Source organism: Streptomyces sp. NPDC005648 (assembly GCF_040605395.1).
In the GTDB taxonomy this organism is placed as follows: Bacteria; Actinomycetota; Actinomycetes; order Streptomycetales; family Streptomycetaceae; genus Streptomyces.
On record NZ_JBEXCS010000118.1, the window covers coordinates 1 to 19,392 of the forward strand.

Annotated in this window: 14 protein-coding genes and 1 pseudogene; 5 read left to right on the top strand and 10 right to left on the bottom strand. The window is 70.0% G+C overall.

Annotation, left to right across the window (positions count from 1 at the left end):
- From ABZT17_RS40255 to ABZT17_RS40275, 5 genes and pseudogenes are all read right to left on the bottom strand, one after another.
- A pseudogene (locus tag ABZT17_RS40255) lies at positions 1-976 on the bottom strand (peptidase M4); the annotation flags it as partial.
- 263 nt (positions 977-1,239) lie between these two features.
- Entirely contained in the window at positions 1,240-2,940 is a 1,701-nt protein-coding gene (locus ABZT17_RS40260; RefSeq protein WP_356356931.1) for an ABC transporter ATP-binding protein, read from the bottom strand.
- 53 nt (positions 2,941-2,993) lie between these two features.
- Entirely contained in the window at positions 2,994-4,697 is a 1,704-nt protein-coding gene (locus ABZT17_RS40265; protein ID WP_356356901.1) for an ABC transporter ATP-binding protein, read from the bottom strand.
- A 16-nt stretch (positions 4,698-4,713) separates the two neighbouring features.
- Positions 4,714-6,573 carry an ABC transporter ATP-binding protein gene (locus tag ABZT17_RS40270; RefSeq protein ID WP_356356903.1) on the bottom strand — a complete coding sequence of 620 codons (1,860 nt, stop codon included), beginning with the start codon at positions 6,571-6,573 and terminating at the stop codon, positions 4,714-4,716.
- The gene (locus ABZT17_RS40275) at positions 6,570-8,405 is read right to left on the bottom strand and encodes an ABC transporter ATP-binding protein (protein WP_356356905.1); all 1,836 of its coding nucleotides are present in this window, start codon (positions 8,403-8,405) and stop codon (positions 6,570-6,572) included. Before ABZT17_RS40275 ends, ABZT17_RS40270 begins: the two co-directional genes overlap by 4 nt.
- 205 nt (positions 8,406-8,610) lie before the next feature.
- Here ABZT17_RS40275 and ABZT17_RS40280 point away from each other — a divergent pair, with 205 nt between their 5' ends.
- From ABZT17_RS40280 to ABZT17_RS40295, 4 genes are read left to right on the top strand one after another with little or no spacing between them, the layout of a single operon-like run.
- On the top strand, positions 8,611-9,516 hold the full coding sequence (locus tag ABZT17_RS40280; protein ID WP_356356907.1) for an ABC transporter ATP-binding protein: 906 nt from the start codon (positions 8,611-8,613) through the stop codon (positions 9,514-9,516).
- Positions 9,513-10,247 (top strand): ABC transporter permease, encoded by a 735-nt coding sequence (locus tag ABZT17_RS40285; RefSeq protein WP_356356909.1) that lies wholly within the window; start codon positions 9,513-9,515, stop codon positions 10,245-10,247. Before ABZT17_RS40280 ends, ABZT17_RS40285 begins: the two co-directional genes overlap by 4 nt.
- Positions 10,248-10,273: 26 nt before the next feature.
- On the top strand, positions 10,274-11,539 hold the full coding sequence (locus ABZT17_RS40290) for a sensor histidine kinase (protein WP_356356911.1): 1,266 nt from the start codon (positions 10,274-10,276) through the stop codon (positions 11,537-11,539).
- The gene (locus ABZT17_RS40295) at positions 11,532-12,182 is read left to right on the top strand and encodes a response regulator transcription factor (protein WP_356356913.1); all 651 of its coding nucleotides are present in this window, start codon (positions 11,532-11,534) and stop codon (positions 12,180-12,182) included. The genes ABZT17_RS40290 and ABZT17_RS40295 overlap by 8 nt, the downstream gene beginning before the upstream one ends.
- Here the strand turns inward: ABZT17_RS40295 and ABZT17_RS40300 are convergent.
- Together ABZT17_RS40300 and ABZT17_RS40305 are read right to left on the bottom strand one after the other, a co-directional pair.
- Positions 12,179-12,442: a Txe/YoeB family addiction module toxin gene (locus tag ABZT17_RS40300; RefSeq protein WP_356356915.1), complete on the bottom strand. Its 264-nt coding sequence runs from the start codon at positions 12,440-12,442 to the stop codon at positions 12,179-12,181. The two genes, ABZT17_RS40295 and ABZT17_RS40300, sit on opposite strands and share 4 nt — an antisense overlap.
- Positions 12,439-12,711 carry a type II toxin-antitoxin system prevent-host-death family antitoxin gene (locus ABZT17_RS40305; protein ID WP_356356917.1) on the bottom strand — a complete coding sequence of 91 codons (273 nt, stop codon included), beginning with the start codon at positions 12,709-12,711 and terminating at the stop codon, positions 12,439-12,441. The genes ABZT17_RS40300 and ABZT17_RS40305 overlap by 4 nt, the downstream gene beginning before the upstream one ends.
- 194 nt (positions 12,712-12,905) lie before the next feature.
- Between ABZT17_RS40305 and ABZT17_RS40310 the strand changes: the two genes are divergently transcribed.
- Complete coding sequence (locus tag ABZT17_RS40310; RefSeq protein WP_356356919.1) at positions 12,906-13,826, top strand: dihydropteroate synthase; 921 nt, start codon at positions 12,906-12,908, stop codon at positions 13,824-13,826.
- Positions 13,827-14,102: 276 nt separating this feature from the next.
- Here ABZT17_RS40310 and ABZT17_RS40315 read toward each other — a convergent pair whose 3' ends face one another.
- The 3 genes from ABZT17_RS40315 to ABZT17_RS40325 form a co-directional block, all read right to left on the bottom strand.
- Positions 14,103-14,672: a Fic family protein gene (locus ABZT17_RS40315; RefSeq protein ID WP_356356921.1), complete on the bottom strand. Its 570-nt coding sequence runs from the start codon at positions 14,670-14,672 to the stop codon at positions 14,103-14,105.
- Complete coding sequence (locus ABZT17_RS40320; protein ID WP_356356922.1) at positions 14,669-15,367, bottom strand: excisionase family DNA-binding protein; 699 nt, start codon at positions 15,365-15,367, stop codon at positions 14,669-14,671. The genes ABZT17_RS40315 and ABZT17_RS40320 overlap by 4 nt, the downstream gene beginning before the upstream one ends.
- A gap of 400 nt (positions 15,368-15,767) precedes the next feature.
- Positions 15,768-19,259: a DNRLRE domain-containing protein gene (locus tag ABZT17_RS40325; protein ID WP_356356925.1), complete on the bottom strand. Its 3,492-nt coding sequence runs from the start codon at positions 19,257-19,259 to the stop codon at positions 15,768-15,770.
- Positions 19,260-19,392 lie beyond the last annotated feature (133 nt).

The window sequence follows — 19,392 nt, forward strand, 5'->3', positions numbered from 1 at the left end:
GGACGCGGGAGTAGGCGCCGACGCCGTTGTTCTTGATGCCGGAGCGGCCGAAGGTGTTCTTGTAGAAGTCCCAGGTGACCGCCGCGCCGTAGTGGGCGTCCGCGCCGGCGGTGGCCGCGTTGGACGTCGTCCCGTTGCCCCAGGTGTTGCTGGTCTGCGAGAACAGCGTCCCGGTGCCGGACGTACCGCGGTTCAGGTTGTACGTCTTGTGGTTGCCGCGGTCGCCGTCGGTCAGGTTGTAGTTCGAGCCCGACTGGGTCGTCGTCAGCGAGACCGTGCCGCTGTACTGGGTATTGCCGGTGCCGGTCGCGTTCTCGATGCCCTGGTACTCGTAGAGCTTCTTGCCGGTGGCCGCGTCGGTGATGACGTGCAGCTGGTTCGGGGTGCCGTCGTCCTGGAAGCCGCCGATGACGGTCTCGTAGGCGAGGACCGGCTTGCCGGAGGCCGCCCAGATCACCTTGCGGGCGCTGTCCGCTGCGGACTTGGTGCCGCCGAGGGCCTTGGCGCGCTTGACGGCCTGCTGCTCGGCGGCCGCCCTGGTGACCTCCGGGGTGAGGGACGCGACCTTGATCGTCGCGTTGGTCGCCTTGATGACCCGCTCGGTGGCGCCCGACTTGGCGCTGTCGACGATCAGGTCGCCGCCGAGGACCGGCAGACCGCCGTAGGTGCGCTCGTACCGGGTGTGCAGCGTGCCGTCGGCGTCCTTGACGACGTCCCGGGCAACCAGCTTCTCCTTGACGCCGAGGCCTATGTCCGCGGCGGTCCGGGTGCGGGCGGTGTCCGCGTCGCGCAGCAGCTCGGCGCGCTGCGAGGGGGAGAGCTTGACGGCCGCGTGGGCCGGGTTGCCCTTGGCGGCCGAGGAGGCGGCCGGGGCGGCGGACGCGGCGCCCGACTGGACGGCCGCGGCGAGCAGAGCGCTGACGCCGACAACGGCGAGGGTGTGGGAGGTGCGTCTGCGAGAGGAACTGCTTCTCAACACTGACTCCTTCTGCGTGGCCGCGGGTCACGCGGCCAGGGGAGATCCGGACGGTGGGTCGACCGTCCGGGCAGAACTAGGGGTGGAGCTGTGGGGTTGCTGTGTTGAAGCTGTGGGAAGGGTGGCAGGAGATCCGGGCCTTGTCAGGAGCGCGTCATGAACTTGGCCGGAATTGGTTCGTTGTCCGGTTGTTCATGTTCGGTATGCGGATCCGCTGTTGAATCGTGAGCGGTTGCGGGGCCCGTGACGTCCTGGTCCCGGTCCTACGACGGCCCGCCGTGCCATGTGTGCCACAGCGCCGCGTACGCCCCGTCCGCCGCCACCAGCTCGTCGTGCGTGCCGAGTTCGGTGAGCCGGCCGTCCTCCATCACCGCCACCCGGTCCGCGTCATGGGCGGTGTGCAGGCGGTGGGCGATGGCGATGACGGTACGGCCCTCGAGTACGGCGGCCAGGGCGCGCTCGGTGTGCCGGGCGGTCGTCGGGTCGAGCAGCGCCGTGGCCTCGTCGAGGATCAGGGTGTGCGGGTCCGCCAGCACCACCCGGGCGAGCGCCAGTTGCTGCGCCTGGGAGCCGTCGGTGCGTGCACCCCCCTCACCGAGCCGTGTGTCCAGTCCGTCGGGCAGCTCGCGCACCCAGTCGTCGGCGCCCACCGCCGTCAGCGCCGTCCACAACTCCTCGTCGGTGGCCGTGGGTTCGGCGACCAGGAGGTTCTCGCGGACCGTGCCGAGGAACACATGGTGCTCCTGGGTGACCAGGACGACCTGCCGGCGCAGCTGTTCGGGTCCGAGATCGGCGACCGGGACACCGCCGACGGTCACCGTGCCCTCGGTGGGGGCGTCGACACCCGCGAGCAGTCGGCTGAGGGTCGTCTTGCCGGCGCCGGAGGGACCCACGACGGCCAGCCGCTCGCCGGGCCGCACGGTCAGATCGACACCGTGCAGGACCTCGCCGCCGCGGTCGTAGGCGTACCGGACGGTGGTGACGTCGATACGGTCGCCGTCCGGGACGGGGGAGTCGGCGCCCGGGGCGGTCCGCGGGGCCGCGGCCAGACCCTCCACCCGGGCGAACGAGGCGTTGCTGCTCTGCAGTTGCTCGACCCGCATCAGGATCTGGTCCAGCGGCTCGGTGAACTGGCGCAGATACAGCGCGGCCGCCACCACCGCGCCCAGGCCCACCGCGCCGCGCGCATGCAGCGCCCCGCCCACCAGCAGCACCCCGGCCACCGGGACCGTGTACGACACCTCGACCGCCGGGAAGAACACCGAGCGCAGGAACAGCGTGTACAACCGGGTCCGCCGGGACGCCTCCAGCGCGTCCCGGCTCGCCGTGATCCGTCGCTCCTGGAGCCGGAACGCCTCCACCGTGCGCGCCCCGGACGCGGTCGCGGCGAGTATCTCGGCGACCTCCGAAGTGGCCGCGCCCTCGGCCAGATAGCCGGCCCTCGCCCTGCGCAGATACCACCGCAGGGCGAACCAGATCGGGGTCAGCCCCACCACGCCGAACAGGCCGAGCAGCGGGTCCAGCGCGAAGACCGCGCCCATGACGAACAGCGCCTGCACGGTGTTGACGAGCAGCTCGGGGCCGACGTCGCGCAGGGTGGTGCCGACCGTGCTCACGTCCGCGGTGCCGCGCGCGGTGAGGTCGCCGGCCCCGGCCCGCTCCACGACCGACGCGGGCAGCGCGAGCGCCCGGTCGACGTACTCCTCGCGGACCCGGGCCAGGGTGCGCTCGCCGAAGCGGTGACCGACGTAGCGGGCCCAGCGGGCGAGGAAGAGCTGGGCGAGTGAGCAGACGACGATGCCGAGGGCGAGGCGGTCCACGGCGCCGGCACCGTGCCCCGCCCGGACCTCGTCGATGATCCTTCCGAGCAGCCAGGGGCCGGCGAGACCGGCCGCGGCGGCCAGGGAGTTGAGGACGAGGGCGGCGCCGAAGGCCCTTCGGTCGGCACGCATCAGGCGGAGCATGGCGCGGCGTACGGCGGCGGGTTCGGCGACCGGGAGATGGGCGGTGGGGGAGCTCACCGTACGGCCTCCTCGTCCACGTCCCGCGCCACGAGGGCGCGGTAGCCGGGTTCCTCCGCGAGCAGCCGCCGATGGGTGCCGGTGGCGGCGAGTTTCCCGTCGACCAGGTACTGCACGGTGTCGACGCGGTCCAGCATCAGGGGGGAGGTCGTGGTCACCAGGGTGGTGCGGCCCTCGCGGGCGGTACGGAGCCTGGTGGCCACCAGGGCTTCCGTGTGGGCGTCGAGGGCGGAGGTCGGTTCGGTGGCGAGGAGTACCTCCGGGTCGGCCGCGAGGGCTCTCGCGAGGCGGATGCGCTGGCGTTGGCCGCCGGAGAGGTTGCGGGCCTGGGCGGTCAGCTGTGAGTCCAGGCCGTCGGGGAGGCCCTGGACGATGTCGTCCGCGACGGCCGCGTGGAGGGCCTGGAGGAGGGGCGCGTCATTCGAGCGGCCGCCCACCGCGTCGCGCAGGGTGTCGGCGAACAGGTCGGCCTCGTTGTCGGCCACCAGGATGCGGGATCTGACCTCGGACAGGGGGATCGCGTCCAGGCGGGTACTGCCCCAGGTCACCGTCGACGGGACGTATCCGCCCAGCCGGTCGACGACCCCGGCCGTGTCGCCCGGGCGGGCTCCGACGAGGGCCGTCAGACGGCCGGGGAGCACGCGTACCCCCGACTCGGGGTCGTGCAGGACCGAGGGTCCGGCCGGCGCTGGACAGGTGCCGTCGTCCGGTTCGGGCTCGACCGTCAGCAGGCGTACGACCCTTCGGGCGGCCACCACGCCTCGGTTGAGGTCGTAGGTCATCTGGACGAAGAAGGCCACCGGGCCCACCAGCACCGCCGCATAGCCGTACACCGCGACCAACTCGCCCACGCTGATGTCCCCCTGGGCGGCCAGGCGGGCCGCCAGCCAGGTCACCACGGCCAGGAACAGGGTCGGCAGGCCGACGCCGAAGGCCTGCATCCAGCTGGCCACCGCGCCGACCCGGTAGCCCTGGACCCGCAGGTGTTGCGAGTCACGACGGAAGGCGTCCGCGAACAGGCCCTTGCCGCCGAGGCCGTTGAGCACACGCAGCCCGCCCGCCAGGTCGCCGATACGGGCCGTCAGCACCCCCTGGCGCCGGCGGTACTCGGACTCGGCGGACTGCAGGCGGACGGTCAGCGGGCCCGCGCAGAGGGCGATCAGGGGTACACCGAGCAGGACGACGACGGCGAGGGGCGCCGAGATGGTGAGGAGCAGGCCCGCCACCACCACGTAGACGACCACCGCTCCGGCGCCCGGTCCCACGACGGTCAGCGCCTGGGCGATCGTCTGCACATCACCCACGCCGATCGTGACGACCTCGCCGGCCCCCACCCGGCGCGGCAGCGCGGCGCCCAGGCGGACGGCGTGCCCGAGGACCACCTTGACCGTGCGGAAGTTGGCGTCCATCCGCACCCGGGTCATGGTGCGGTGCCGCATGATGCTCAGCCACGCGTTGAACGCGCCGACCACGAACAACGCCACCGTCCACCAGGCCAGCACCCCCAGACGCCCCGGCACCAGCCCGTCGTCGATCGCCCGGGACATCAGATACGGCGCCGCCGCCATCAGCACCATCCAGACGCTGGCGAGCAGCGCCCCGGCGACGCATCTGCCGAGCTGACGCCGGACCAGCCACCACAGGTAGTGCCAGCCGCCACGACAGTCGGGCTCGCCGGGATCCTCGTACGCGTCGATCACCTGTCCCCCTGGAAGCTCATGCCAGACTGTCCCGCCACGCCCGGTGCAGATCCGCGAACCGGCCCGTCCCCGCGACGAGTTCGGCCGGAGTGCCGTCCTCGACGATCCGCCCGTGCTCCATGACCAGTACCCGGTCCGCGATCTCCACGGTCGACAGACGGTGGGCGATCACCACCGCCGTACGGCCGCGCAGCACCGTCAACATGGCCCGCTGCACGGCCCGTTCGCCCGGGATGTCGAGCGAACTGGTCGCCTCGTCGAGGATGAGGACCGCCGGGTCGGCCAGCAACGCCCGTGCGAACGCGACGAGTTGGCGCTGGCCCGCGGAGATACGGCCGCCCCGCTTGCGTACGTCCGTGTCGTAGCCGTCCGGCAGCGCGCTGATGAACTCGTGCGCGCCGATCGCCTTGGCGGCCCGCTCGATCTCCTCCCGGGGCGCGTCCGGCCGCCCGATGGCGATGTTCTCGGCGACCGTGCCGGAGAACAGGAACGCCTCCTGCGTCACCATCACCACCCCGCGCCGCAGTTCGGGCACGGTCAGGTCGCGCAGGTCGACGCCGTCCAGCAGGACCCGTCCGTCGGAGGGGTCGTAGAAGCGGGCTAGGAGTTTCGCGAGGGTCGACTTGCCGGCGCCCGTGGAGCCGACGACGGCGACCGTCTGCCCGGCGGGCAGGGTGAGGTCGAAGCGGGGCAGGACCTCGCCGCCGGTGCGGTAGCCGAAGCGCACGGCGTCGAAGACCACCTCACGGCCCGGGTGCTCGCTCTCCAGCGCGGGCAGGGAGCGGGGGGTCGAGGGCGGCGGTACCGACGGGGTCTGGGCCAGCAGGCCGGCGATCTTCTCCAGGGAGGCCGCCGCCGACTGATAGGCGTTGAGGAACATGCCGAGCCGGTCGATGGGGTCGTAGAGCCGGCGGAGGTAGAGGACCGCGGCGGCCAGGACGCCCAGTTCGAGGGAGCCGCCCGCCACCCGGTAGGCGCCCCACAGCACGATCAGGGCGACGGCCGTGTTGGCGACCAGCCGGGAGCCGATCACATAGCGGGCCATCTCCAGGAGCGCGTCGCCGTTCGTCCGCTCATGGCGCCTGTTGAGGACACCGAAGTCCGCGTCGTTGGCCGCCTCGCGCCGGAACGCGCGCACCGGACGGATGCCGTTCATCGTCTCGACGAACTTCACGATCACGGCCGCGATCGCGGTGGAGCGGACCCGGTACACCCGGCCGGCGCGCCGCTGGTAGAGCCGTACGAGGAGGTACAGCGGCACGAAGGACACCACCGCGACCGCCCCGAGCCCCAGGTCCAGCCAGAGCAGCATCGCCGAGATGTAGACGAAGGACAGGACGACCGTCACCAGTTCCTGCAGGCCCTCGTTCAGCAGCTCCCGCAGCGACTCCACGTCCGTGGTGGACCGGGAGATCAGCCGGCCGCTCGTATAGCGCTCATGGAAGTCGATGCTCAGTGCCTGGGCGTGCCGGAAGATCCGCCCCCGCAGATCGAGCAGCACGTCCTGGCTCACCCGCGCGGAGGCCATGACGAACGCCGACTGGAGCACACCGGAGACCAGCGCGCACAGCCCGTAGGCGACGGCCACCGCGACCAACGGCCCGTGGTCGTCGCGACTCAGCGCCGGTACGGCGTTGTCGATCGCGTACGCCACCAGCAGCGGGCCCGCCTGCACGGCCGCCTGCTGGAGCAGCAGGAGCAGAGTGGTGAGGGCGACCCGGGCCTTCATCGGCGCGAGCAGCGCGCGCAGCAGCGTGGCCGTCGCGCCCGGCGGAGTGGGCAGGACGTCCCGGTCGAAGGGGTCGCCGGCGTCCTTGGGGCGGGCGAGGTCCGGTTCGTCGTCGGGTGGGGTGACGGGGGTGGTGGGAGCCGTCATCGGTCGTCGTCCTCCGCTTCCCCGGTACCGGACATCAGATGGGCGTACTCGGCGTTGGTGCGCAGCAGTTCGTGATGGGTGCCGACGGCGGTGATACGGCCGCCGGAGAGCAGGGCGACCCGGTCGGCGAGCAGCACGGTGGAGGGGCGGTGCGCCACGATCAGCGCCGTGGTCTCAGCGAGCACCTCCCGCAGCGCGGCCTCCACGGCGGCCTCGGTGTGCACGTCCAGCGCGGAGAGCGGATCGTCGAGGACGAGGAACCTGGGTCTTCCCACGACCGCCCGTGCCAGGGCGAGGCGCTGGCGCTGGCCGCCGGAGAGGCTGAGCCCCTGTTCGCCGACCTGGGTCCCGGTGCCCTGGGGCAGCGCGTGCGCGAACTCGGCCTGTGCCACGGACAGGGCGCGGTTCAGCTCGGCGTCCCCGGCGTGCTCGTCGGCGCCCATGAGGACGTTCTCGCCGACGCTCGCGGAGAAGAGGGTGGGTTCCTCGAAGGCGACGGCGACGAGTGCGCGCAGCGATTCTCTGGGCATCTCGGTGATGTCCTTGCCGTCGAGGGTGATGCGGCCGCTGGTGAGTTCGTGGAGGCGGGGGACGAGGGCGGTGAGGGTGGTCTTTCCGCTGCCGGTGGCACCGACCAGGGCCATGGATTCGCCGGGGCGGATGTGGAGGTCCACGCGGTCGAGGATCGGGGGCGAGTCCGGGGAGGCGTCCGGGTAGCGGAAGGAGACGGAAGTGAAGTGCATGCCGTCGTTGTCGGGTGCGGCTCGGTGGGGGCTTGTCGCGCCCCGCGCCGAAGCCGCGATCCGATGCGGCCCCGCGCCCCTTTGGGGCGCTTCCTGTTCCGGGGTTTCGTCCATCACCTCGAAGTAGCGCTCCGTCGCGGTGGCTGCCTCCTGGCTCATTGCCAGGAGGAAGCCGATCGAGTCCACCGGCCAGCGCAGGGCGAGAGCTGTGGACAGGAAGGCGACCAGCGTGCCCGCCGACAGGTTGCCGTCAGCGACCTGCATCGTGCCGAGCACCAGTGCCGCGCCGATCGCCAGCTCCGGGAGGGTCACTATGACGCCCCAGATCGTGGCCAGGAGGCGGGCCTTGTGCAGTTCCGTGCCCCGGAGCTTCCGGGAGAGCTCGCGGAAGACCAGAGCCTGGGTGCGGTGGCGGCCGAAGCCCTTGATGATGCGGATGCCGAGCACGCTCTCCTCGACCACCGTCGTCAGATCGCCGACCTGGTCCTGGGCGCGGCGCGCCACGAGCGCGTACCGCTTCTCGAAAACCACGCAGGTGACGATCACGGGGATCGCCGGACCCAGGATCACCAACCCCAGCGTCCAGTCCTGCGCCAGCATGATGATCACCCCGACGAGGATGGTCACGGCGTTGACCAGCAGGAAGGTCAGCGGGAAGGCCAGGAACTGGCGGAGCAGCATCAGGTCGGTCGTGCCGCGGGAGAGGAGCTGGCCGGAGGCCCACCGGTCGTGGAAGGCGACCGGCAGCCGCTGGAGATGGCGGTACAGATCGGCCCGCATGCCCGCCTCGACGCCCGACAGGGGCCGCGCCACCAGCCAGCGGCGCAGCCCGAACAGCAGCGCCTCCGCGATGCCGAGGAGCAGCAGGTACAGCGCGCCGAGCCACACCCCGGCCGGGTCCCGGTCGGCCACCGGCCCGTCCACCATCCACTTCAGGACGAGCGGGATCACCAGCCCCACGCACGAGGCGACCACCGCGACGAAGGCGGCGGTCATCAGCCGCGCCCGTACCGGCCGCACATAGGGCCACAGGCGCAGCAGGGTTCGTACGGCCGATCGGTCCTTGGTGGTTGCACGAGTCGTGGGCATCACTGGGCAGACTACGGACCGCCACTGACAACGCCCACCGACTTTTGGCCGGACCCGGTTCGGCCGCTGCTCCTACGACCTGCGTGTTCGAACGGTCGGACGCGGCGGCGCACCGGGTCGTAGGCGGGCATCAACCGATCGGTTGATGCGCGGTCGAGCGCCTTGGGCGATGTGGTGACAGGGGCCCCGCCGGAACCCTGGAGCCATGCCCGTCATCGAAGTCACCGATCTGCGCAAGACCTACAGCGGCCGAGCCGTGGTCGACGGCGTCTCCTTCGCCGTCGAGGAGGGCGAGATCTTCGGGATCCTCGGCCCGAACGGCGCCGGCAAGACCACCACCGTCGAATGCGTCGAGGGGCTCAGGGTCCCGGACGCGGGCCGGGTCCGGGTGACCGGTCTCGACCCCGTCACCGACCACGCGCGCGTGGCACGCGTCCTGGGCGCGCAGCTCCAGGAGAGCGAGCTGCAACCCAAGATCACCGTCCGCGAGGCGCTGGAACTGTACGCCTCCTTCTACCCGAACCCCTCGGACTGGGCGCCGCTCGCCGAACGCCTCGGCCTGACGGCCAGGTTGACCACCCGCTTCGGCAAGCTCTCCGGCGGCCAGAAGCAGCGCCTGTTCATCGGGCTCGCCCTCATCGGCAACCCCCGGGTCGTCGTCCTCGACGAGCTCACCACCGGGCTCGACCCGCGCGCCCGCCGGGACACCTGGGAACTCATCGAGGACGTGCGCGCGGGCGGGGTCACCGTCCTGCTCGTCACGCACTTCATGGAGGAGGCGCAGCGGCTGTGCGACCGGATCGCGGTGATCGACAAGGGCCGGGTGGCCGCACTGGACACCCCGGCCGGTCTGATCCGGCGTTCGGCCGGCTCCACGGTCATCAGCTTCACACCGTCGGCGCCGCTGGACGACCGTGACCTGAACACGCTGCCCGCCCTCACCTCCATCGAACGCAGGGACGGCCGCCTCACGCTGTCCGGCAGCGACGAGACCGTCAACGCCGTCATCACCCTCCTCGCCCGCCACCACATCACCGCCCACCAGCTCCGCGTCTCCGACGCCACGCTCGACGACGCGTTCCTCGACCTGACGAAGGAGTCAGCGGCATGACCACCGCCGTACTGAGGACCGAGGTCCGGCTCTTCCGCCGCGAACCCGGCGCCCTCTTCTGGATCCTGCTCTTCCCGACCCTTCTGCTCGTCATCCTCGGCTCCATCCCGTCCTTCCGGGACCACCAGGCCGACCTCGGCGGTCTGCGCACCATCGATGTCTACGTCCCCGTCGCCGTACTGCTCGGCATGATCGTCGGCGGGCTGCAGTCGATGCCGCAGACCCTCACCGGCTACCGGGAGCGCGGCATCCTGCGCCGGATGGCCACCACCCCGGTCCGCCCGTCCGCCCTGCTCTCCGCACAGATGCTCGTCTACGGCGGCGCGGCCCTCGCGTCGGCGCTGCTCGCCCTCGCGGTCGGACGGCTCGCCTTCGACGTACGACTGCCCGAGCAGCCCTTCGGATACGTCCTCGCCCTGCTGCTCGCGGTCCTCGCCGCCCTCGCTCTCGGATCGGTGGTGTCGGCGCTGTCCCGTACGACGAAGATCGCGGGCGCGATCGGCTCGGCCTTCTTCTTCCCGTCGATGTTCTGCGCGGGCGTGTGGCTGCCCACCCAGGCCATGCCGCACCTGATGGCGCGGATCGTCGGGTACACGCCCTTCGGCGCCGCCGCGGAGGCCCTGAACCGGGCGGCGGCCGGACACTGGCCGGGCTGGGAGCACCTCGGCGTGCTGGCCATGTGGGTGCTGCTGCTGACCGGCGCGGCCAGTCGCTGGTTCCGCTGGGAGTAGGCGGGCGGCCCATGCACACTGAGGACATGACCATGGTGGACAGCCAGATCGACCGGCGCTGGGACCAACTGCACACCTGGGGGCCGTACGCGCTGCTCGGCATCGGTCTGGTCCCCGCGGTCGCGACGGCCGACCCGGCCGCCCACCCGGTCAGGTGGTACACCGGCTGGATCCTGGTCGGCGCCGCGGTCGTGCTCCAACTGTGGTGGCACGGCGTCCGGCTGCGCCGGCCCGGCCGCGGCCGTACGCCGTCCGGGACCGGGACGGCGTACTACATCGTCCGCTGGGCCCTCGCCTTCGTCCTCACCTGGCTCAACCCGTTCTTCGCGTTCTACGCCGCCTCGGGCTACATGGACGCCGACGAGACGATCCCGGGCAGGCGGTGGCAGCGGGTCGGGCTGTTGGCGAGCGCGGTCACCGTGGCGGGGGCGCAGGCCGGCGGGATGCCGTTCGGGAGCGCGCTCCAGTGGGCCGTGTTCGCGGCGCTGCTGGTCGCCAACTCCGGTCTGCAGATGGTGGTCGCCCATCTCACCGACCAGGAGCAGCAGCGGTCCCGTGAGCGCACCGCCACCATCGCCGAACTCGAACGCACCAACGCGGCGCTGCAGCAGGCCCTCGACGAGAACGCCGCCCTTCACGCCCAACTCCTCGTCCAGGCACGGGAGGCCGGGGTCGCCGACGAACGCCGGCGCCTCGCCGCCGAGATCCACGACACCATCGCCCAGGGACTGACCGGCATCATCGCGCAGCTCCAGGTGGTCACGAACACCCCCGACCGGGAGGCGGCCCGTGAACACATGGGCCGCGCCATGGAGTTGGCCCGGCACAGCCTCGGGGAGGCCCGCCGCTCGGTGCACAACCTGGCGCCGGTGGCCCTGGAGAACGACGGGCTGCCGGAGGCCCTGAAGAAGACGGTCGCCGAATGGGGCGAACGGACGGGCGTGCGCGCCGAGTTCACGGTCACCGGGACGGCGGAACAACTCCACGGGGAGGTGGCCGCCACCCTGCTCCGTATCGTCCAGGAGGCCCTGTCCAACGCGGCCCGCCACGCCCGGGCCACCCGAGTCGGCGTGACCCTCTCCTTCCTGGGCGACGAGGTCATCCTCGACATCCGCGACGACGGCACCGGCTTCGCCCCCCTGGACCTGCCCGCCCGCTCCCACACCGGTGGCTTCGGCCTCGACGGCATGCGCGCCCGCGCCGAACGCATCGCCGGCTCCCTGACCGTCGAGTCCGAACCGGGCCACGGCACCGCCCTTTCTGCTCGCGTACCGTTGGTCCGCCATGACTGAAGAGCCGTTGATCTCCCTGCTGATCGTCGACGACCATCCCGTCGTGCGGGACGGCCTGCGCGGCATGTTCGAGTCCGCGCCCGGTTTCCGGGTCCTCGGTGAGGCGGCGAACGGCGTGGAGGCCGTCGCCCGCGCGGAGGCGCTCGACCCGGACGTGGTCCTGATGGATCTGCGCATGCCCGGCGGCGGGGGAGTGGACGCCATCCGTGAGCTGACGAGCCGCGGCACCCGCGCCAAGATCCTGGTCCTGACGACGTACGACACCGACTCCGACACCCTGCCCGCGATCGAGGCGGGGGCGACGGGCTATCTGCTGAAGGACGCCCCGCGCGACGAACTGTTCACCGCGGTCCGCGCGGCGGCCGACGGCCGTACGGTGCTCTCCCCGGCGGTCGCCTCCCGCCTGGTCTCCGCGGTCCGCACCCCGGGCTCGTCCCCCGGCAACGAACCCCTCTCCACCCGCGAACGCGAGGTCCTCACCCTGGTCGCCAAGGGCACCTCCAACCGCGAGATCGCCCGCGAACTCTTCATCAGCGAGGCGACCGTGAAGACCCACCTCACCCACCTCTACACCAAACTGGGCGTCAACGACCGCGCGGCGGCGGTGGCCACGGCGTACCAGCGGGGGATTCTCGGCTCCTAGCCGGTGTAGTGGTACCTCGCCTTGAGGATCTTGACCTCTTTGTCGTCGGCTCGGTAGACGAGGCGGTGTTCGTCGTCGATGCGTCGCGACCAGTAGCCGGACAAATCGCCCTTGAGGGGCTCGGGCTTGCCGATGCCGTTGAACGGATCACGCTGGATCTCGCCGATCAGACGAACGACGCGCCGCACCATCTTGCGGTCGGTCGCCAGCCAGTACTGGAAGTCGTCCCAGGCCGCCGGATCGAAGTTGACGTCCCTCACTCCTCACCGGCCAAATCCCGGAGTTCGTCAAGGGTCTTGGTGACCCCGGTCTGGCCCGCGCGGTCGCGTGCGACGGCTTCCATGAGGCGCCGGGCGTTGGCCGGCGATCGCAGAAGGTAGATCGTTTCCTGCCAGGCGTCGTAGTCCTCCGCGGACATGAGGATCGCGTCGCCGTTCTTGGAGTGAATGCGTACGGGCGCGTGGTCGTCGTTGACCTTCTTGATCAGGGGGAAAAGCTCCTTGCGCGCCTCGCTGGCGGTGAGGCCCATGGCACACGTCCTCTCCTAGAGTGGTACCTAATATCGTACCAGACTGGTACGGGGATGCGTACTGCTTGGGGGCACCGACCGTCGGCCCCTCACTCGCGGACGCACACGATGTGTCGGCTCAACGTGGCCTACGCTTCCACCGGACATGAATTCGAGGTAGCTCGTATTCTGCATCTGGTTGAGAGTGGGGTCGGATGATTTCCCTGACCGATTTGGTGGATCTGGCGCGGCGATTCGAGAGTGATCTTTCCTTACCTGTCACCCCGCTTCGTGTGGGGGATCGAATAATGGATGTTGACGACACCCCGGCTATCATGGGCTGCATCAATCTTTCGCGGGACTCCACCTATAGAGAGAGCATCGCGACCTCGACCCGGTCAGCTATCCGGAAAGGTCGAATTCTGGCGGCACAAGGAGCGGATATCGTGGATATCGGCGCCGAGTCGAGCAACCCCCACACGGTACGAGTCACCGCACATGAACAGATCTCCGCCCTGGTGCCAGTCGTGAAGGGGCTTGCTTCGGAGGGAATCGCCGTTTCGGTCGAGACCTACGAGCCTGCTGTCGCGCGGTCGTGCCTGGAAGCGGGGGCGCTCGTGCTGAACTACTCCGGCGGGTTGGCGTCAGACGGTGAAATCTTCCCTGTGCTGGCCGACCATCGGGCGACAGTTGTCCTGTGCTATGTCGAAGGAGACAACTCTCGGGACGTAAGCGCCAAGGGTGCCGACCAAGACCCCATCCCCAGGATGCTTGACCATTTCGAGAGGCGCGTGGATCGTGCTCGCTCGGCCGGGGTCGAGCGAATCGTCATAGACCCCGGAATCGGGTTTTCTCACAACAGCTCTGTATCCGCTCATGTTCGCACTCGCTATCAGGGCCGGACCCTCCTGAATACATTTCGGCTTCGACGGATGGGTCTTCCGATATGCCACGCCTTGCCTCACGCTTTCAGCCTCTTCGAAGACGAGTTTCGCACTGCCGAAGGATTCTTCACGATTTTGGCGCATCTCGGCGGAACCGGCGTCTACCGTACTCATGAAGTACCCCGGATCAGGGCGATACTGGCTGCTCTCCGGGCACTCGGCCCTCAGCCTGAAGGTGACTTTCACATATGACTCGAAGCGCACCCGGAAGACTGAGGCCGGTAACGGCAAGCTCGATCGCGGGGGCGGTGCTCTTCCTGAGCGCGTGTGCGTCGTCGAACGCGGTGCAGCAAGGCACCGCGCTGCGCGCGACGGGTCCTCAGGCCGTGGGTGTCCTGGGTGTGACTTCGCACTCGACATGAAGTGACCACCGGTCCAACCACAAGCACCCGCCGACTGCCTGTCCGCACTCTGAGAGGTCGTGATCGGCAGACCGATCTCGGTGACGGCGCCGCCGGCGGACGCCGGTCAGGCGGGACGTACCAGGGCGTCGAGCATCTTCTCCAGCAGGTCGTTGTTCGCGTTGAAGCTGGCCACCGATGCGGCGATGTTCTCCTCTTGGTCCATGTCCTGCCAGGAGATGGTGTATCCGGCTTCGCGGGCGAGTTGGGCGAGGAAGGCGCGCTGGGTGCGGCCGTTGCCTTCCCGGAAGGGGTGGATGGCGTTCACATCGCCGTACAGGTCGGCCAGGGCTCGGATGAACGCCAGGCGATCCAAGCCCTGCAGATGGTTGTTGTCGGCGAGCTTGTGGAACACGTCCTTTGCGAAGGAGACGATGTGGATCGACGGGCAGAACGATGTGCCCTTGGAGATCTCAATGGTTCGTAGCTCCCCGGCCCACGGGTACACGCTGCCGAAGATCTGCCGGTGGAACGCTTGCAGGTGTGCGAGGTCGTAGCTGCCAGGCAGCGGCTCGGCGTCCAGGATGGCGAGTTCCACGGCGGCGATGTCCGCTTCGGCCTCAGAGAGCTCGGTTGCGTCGGTGATGCGGAGACTGTTTCGGAGGACGCCGTTGGGCTCGCTGTAGGGGTCGGTCACTCAGCGGCCTTACGGGTGTAGCGGGCGAGGGTGCGGGCGCGCAGGGCTGCGGCGTCGAGTTCTCCGCGTGCGTAGGCGTCGAGGCCGGCGGTGGTGTCTGCGCTGACGCGCAGCCCCTCGGCCTCGGTGGAGCCGATGGCGGAGGCGACCGCCGCCTGGCGACGTTGGGCTTGCTCGTTCTGTTCGCGTTGTCGGTAGGCCTCCAGGGATGCGAGGTCCACGCGGCGGTGGGTGCCGACCATGCGGAAGTCGATTACGCCCTTGTCGAGCAGCTTGACCAGGTGCGGCCGGGAGACACCGAGGGTCTTCGCTGCCTGGATAGTGGACAGCTCCATACTCTTGGCGATTACCTCTACCGCGCGGCCGGAGGTAATGAGCGCCATCGTCTCCATGAGGACCGCCAGGGCTTCACGTGGCACCTCTATGGTGACCTTGCCCGCTTCGGCGACGGTGATGTGGAACGTCTCGGCACTGCTGGTGAGGGCGTCACGCAGGCATGGCACGGCCTCCTCGACGCTGCGTTTGCGCTGCTCCTTCCGCGTCCGCTGCGCCTGGGTTCCACGCAGTGCGGGCGGGTTCTCAGTGGGGCGCTTGCGCAGCACCTTCTTCCGAGTGCGGGAGGTCTCGATGGGCGTCGCACTGTCGCCGGTGGGGTGCTTCTTCTGCTTGGCCGGTTTCTGTTCCTGGTGGGTCACGGGCACAGGGTGCGTCCTCGGCATTGAGTGGCTGCTATCACTCTCAACCATATGAAACAAGTGAAGCAAGTGCAATATGTGTAACTGCTTGAAGCGGCGGCGCTGCCCCTTACGGCATCGGAGGGCAGCAGTCCGCGCCTTTGTCCCGCAGTTCGTACGGCCGCAATGCCGTGGACAGTCCGCGCCTGGGTACGGGTCCAGGGTCTTCGCCCCAGCCTCGCGCATTCGCTCGGCGTCCTGGGTCTGATTGATTGAGGCGAGGCGGCATGCCAACTCCGTACTGACTGACGGCTCGCTCCGCCAGCAGCGTGGAAGTGGTCACGGACACTGAGGTCAGGCCGTGTACCCCCAACAGTTGGAGCTCGCTGCGGCCGCCGCGATCACTGCGGTCCGTGCCCATTCAGCCGATGGTCAGCTTGTTCTGCCAGCCGCTGCTGATGATCTCCGTGCCCGAGCCGCTCAGGGCTGTGCGGCTGCCGGCGTAGAAGCGGACTGTGCCGTCCACCTTCAGGGTCCAGATGTCGGGGATGTCGTCCCCGTTGGCGTCCGGGGTGCCGAAGAGCAGCCGGATGTTGGAACTGCCCCAGCCGGAGGCGCCGTACTCGGTGTCCACGCCGCCGGAGGAGGCGGCCGCCGAGGCGAGCGAACCAGTGTCGACCCCGCCGGTCGCGGTGTCCTTGATGCCCTTGCGGAGCAGCAGGCGTCCGGTGGCGTCCGAGCGGTAGACGAAGTCGGTGACGCCGTCGCCGGAGATGTCCTGGGCGGTGACGAGGTCACGGTCGGTCCAGGCCGACGCGGACAGTCGCCGGGCGTCGTCCACGGTGGCGCCGTTGTACCCGATGAGCGCCCACAGTGCGTCGCCGACCGTGAGGAAGAAGTCGGGCTTGCCGTCGCCCGTGGCGTCGCCGGCCGAGACGATCTGGGTGATCGTGGAGGGGTCCGGTGCACCGGCCGGCAGCAGGATCTCGTGGCGTTTGCCGATGTCGACCGCGCCGTAGCCGTCGCCCGGGTACACCCAGAGCTTGCCCTCGCGCACCGCGATCAGGTCCTGCAGACCGTCGCCGCCGTAGACGTCGCCGAGGTGTGCGATCAGGGTGTTCTTCCAGTAGCCCGAGGGCGGTGCCACGTACAGGGGCACGTCGTCGTCCCCGCCGTTGGGGTCCTTGGCGGGGTTCTCGCGGTAGGCGCCGGACATGGAGTATCCGAGCGTGCCGGTGCCCTTGGACAGGTCGGTCGTGGCGCGCTCCGGGTACATCCGCAGGTTGCCGTTCGCGTCTACGACCATCAGGTCGGGGAGGTCGTCGCCGGTGAAGTCGCCGGGTGCGTCGGCGTCGTCGCGCGGGGTGACGTAGAAGAAGTATTTCCGCGGGTCGGACACGTTTCCCGCGTCGTCAACGGCCCGTACGTACAGCACGTTTGGCCCCGCGAGGGGAGGCTTGGCGCTGGACCAGGTGGTCAGGGTGGAGGTGGCCGCGCCGTTCGTCCTGGTGGAGGAACCGGTGTAGGTGGGCGCGTTGAAGCCGTACTCGTACTTCACGACGTCGGTCTGCGAGGCCTTGAAGGTGAAGGAGCCCGCCGTGCCGAACTTGACGGTGCTCCACGTGGAGTCCTCGCCGTCGTTCCCGAAGCCGTTGTCCTTCGCGTCCGCGTCGGGGAACTGCGTCGAGGTGACGACGGGCGGAGTGGGCCGTGCGCTGTCGAAGACGAAGCGGCACGGGGTCTTCTTGGGCGTGTACGCGGAGGAACTGCCCCGCTTGTCGACGGATTTCGCCCGCCAGGAGTACTTGACGCCGTTCTTGAGCCCGCTGGTGGAGAACGCGTCGGTGTGCACCCGGGCGGAGGCGGTCTGGCTGCCCACCGACACCTTGCCCTTGGCGCCGAGCAGGTTGCCGCTGCCGCCCGTCGGCCACAACTCGAAGCGCACGGAGGCCAGGTTGGAGTCCTTGTCGCTGGAGTTCGCCCAGAAGGTGATCGAGGAGGCGCCGACGTTGATGTACGGGGAGCTGGTGTCGCAGGACAGGTCGGGGTCGAGGTCCAGGTGCGAGGGCGCGGCGGGCGGGCGGTTGTAGACCAGTTCGACGTACGGGTCGTTGCCGCCGTCGGCCTGGAACTTCTTCCAGCTGTACGCGGAGTTCTCGTCCCCGGCGCGCATGCCGATGGTCAGCGTGTCCCAGCCGCCCGCCACGGCTTTTTGCGCGGCGGACTTGACGTCGAATGCCTCGTAGTCGTCCGGGCAGGTCCCGGACTTGTAGCCGTGTGCGAAGCTCTTGCTCGCGAGCTTGTTGCCGGCCGTCAACTTCGGGGCGTTGTTCCAGTTCGTCTTGTTGCTGATCGGCCCGGTCAGATACACGTTCATCGTGCGGGCGCTGCACGACCAGGAGTAGGTCTCCAGCGCGTGCAGCTTGGCGCTGATGACGGACGCGCCCTTCAGGTCCGGGTTCCAGTCGATGCTGAAGAACGAGCGGCCGGTGCCCCAGGTGTCGGACTCGAAGCCGACGCGCGCCTCATGCGTTCCCTTGTTGAAGTTCCGCCCGTTGTAGAAGTTCGCCTTGGGGTAACGGCTGTACGCCGTCGTCCAGTCATTGGTGTGCTTGCTCACCGACGGGTCGATGAAGACCGGGTAGACGGTGTCCGGGTCGGTGAGGAAGTCCTGGTCCGGCGTCAGGGTCCAGGTCGAGCCGTTCAGGTCCGTCTCGACGACCGTGCCGCGCGAGTCGGGCTGCGGCCCCGCCAGCGACGGCAGGTCGAGTGTCGCCGCCGCACCGCTGTGGGTGGGGTCGGGGGAAGCCTCGGCCGGTACGGAGGGCTGGGCCGCCTCGCTCTCGGTGGCCGACGGGTCGGGGGCCTCGTCGGTCGCGTCGGGCAGAGTCTCGTTGTCGGTGTCCGCCTCGTCGCCGTCGTTGACGCTGTCGCTGGGCTCGGGCGAGGCGTCCGTCGGCGAATCCGAGTCGTCCGGCGCGCCGGTGACGTCCGAGGACAGGCTCTCGGACGCGGTGGGCGAGGCACTGCTGCCTGCCTGGCCGTCGGTGAGAGCCGGGGTGCCGGAGTTGTCCCACATCAGCGGGGTGGGGGAGACCGCCACCTCCTCGCCGTCCGTGTCGTCGGCGCTGACGATGCCGGTCGTCGGGTCCAGCGAGAAGCTCAGATCGGGAGAGGACAGGCCGTACGAGAGTTGCGCCACGCGGGGATCGGCGGCAGCCTGACGGGTCTTGACCACCAGCAACTGCGCGAAGCCGCCGTCGTCCGCCGTCAGCACCAGGTCCGCTCCCGGCAGGATCTCGGGGTAGAGCGCTCGGGAGCCGTCGATGACGGGCGTCGGTATGGCGCCGGGCCAGGTCAGGACGATGTCGTGGCCACCGGTGCTGAGTGTCACCAGCGCGTTGGACGTCGTGGCGTCCGCCTGCGCGAGCAACGGCACCCTGCGTGCGCTCGCGCCGCGATCCGCCCGCTCGCCGCCTGACCGGGTGCCGGCTCGCGTACCCGCGGAGAAGGTCATCCGCACATTCGTCGCCCGGGGAGACCAGCCGTCCGCGGTGTGGGTGAGGGCCGTGTCGATCGCCCGCCAGGTCCCGCCGACCTCGGCCCGGATCGGCGTGGAGTGGACCCGGCGCTGCAGCAGCCCGTCCGGTCGCGCCCAAGTGGTCTCGTACGCCGTGCGCAGCCCGGTGACCTCGACCGGCTTCCCGGTCCGCGCCGCCTTCGCCGCCGCGTCGGCCTCGCTCAGCGGTGCGCTGTGCGGGGCTCGCGCCCCGGTCTGCGGCCGGTCCCCGTCGCCGCCGCCGTTCAGTCCGGCGTATGTCAGAGCGGAGGCCGCGACGGCGGCCACGACGGCCGCCGCGGTGATCCGGCGACCGGACATGCGGCGCCATCTGCTCGGCCCTGTGGTCGTCATGCGCGCGTTCCCTCTCCCCCATCGGACAACGGGACCAGATCATGTCCGAAGGAGCAGCGGCCGTCACGCGCCCGTTTTCGGTGGCCGACTCATTGCGGTCTATTGGGGCGTCATTGGGTCTGATTTTGAACGC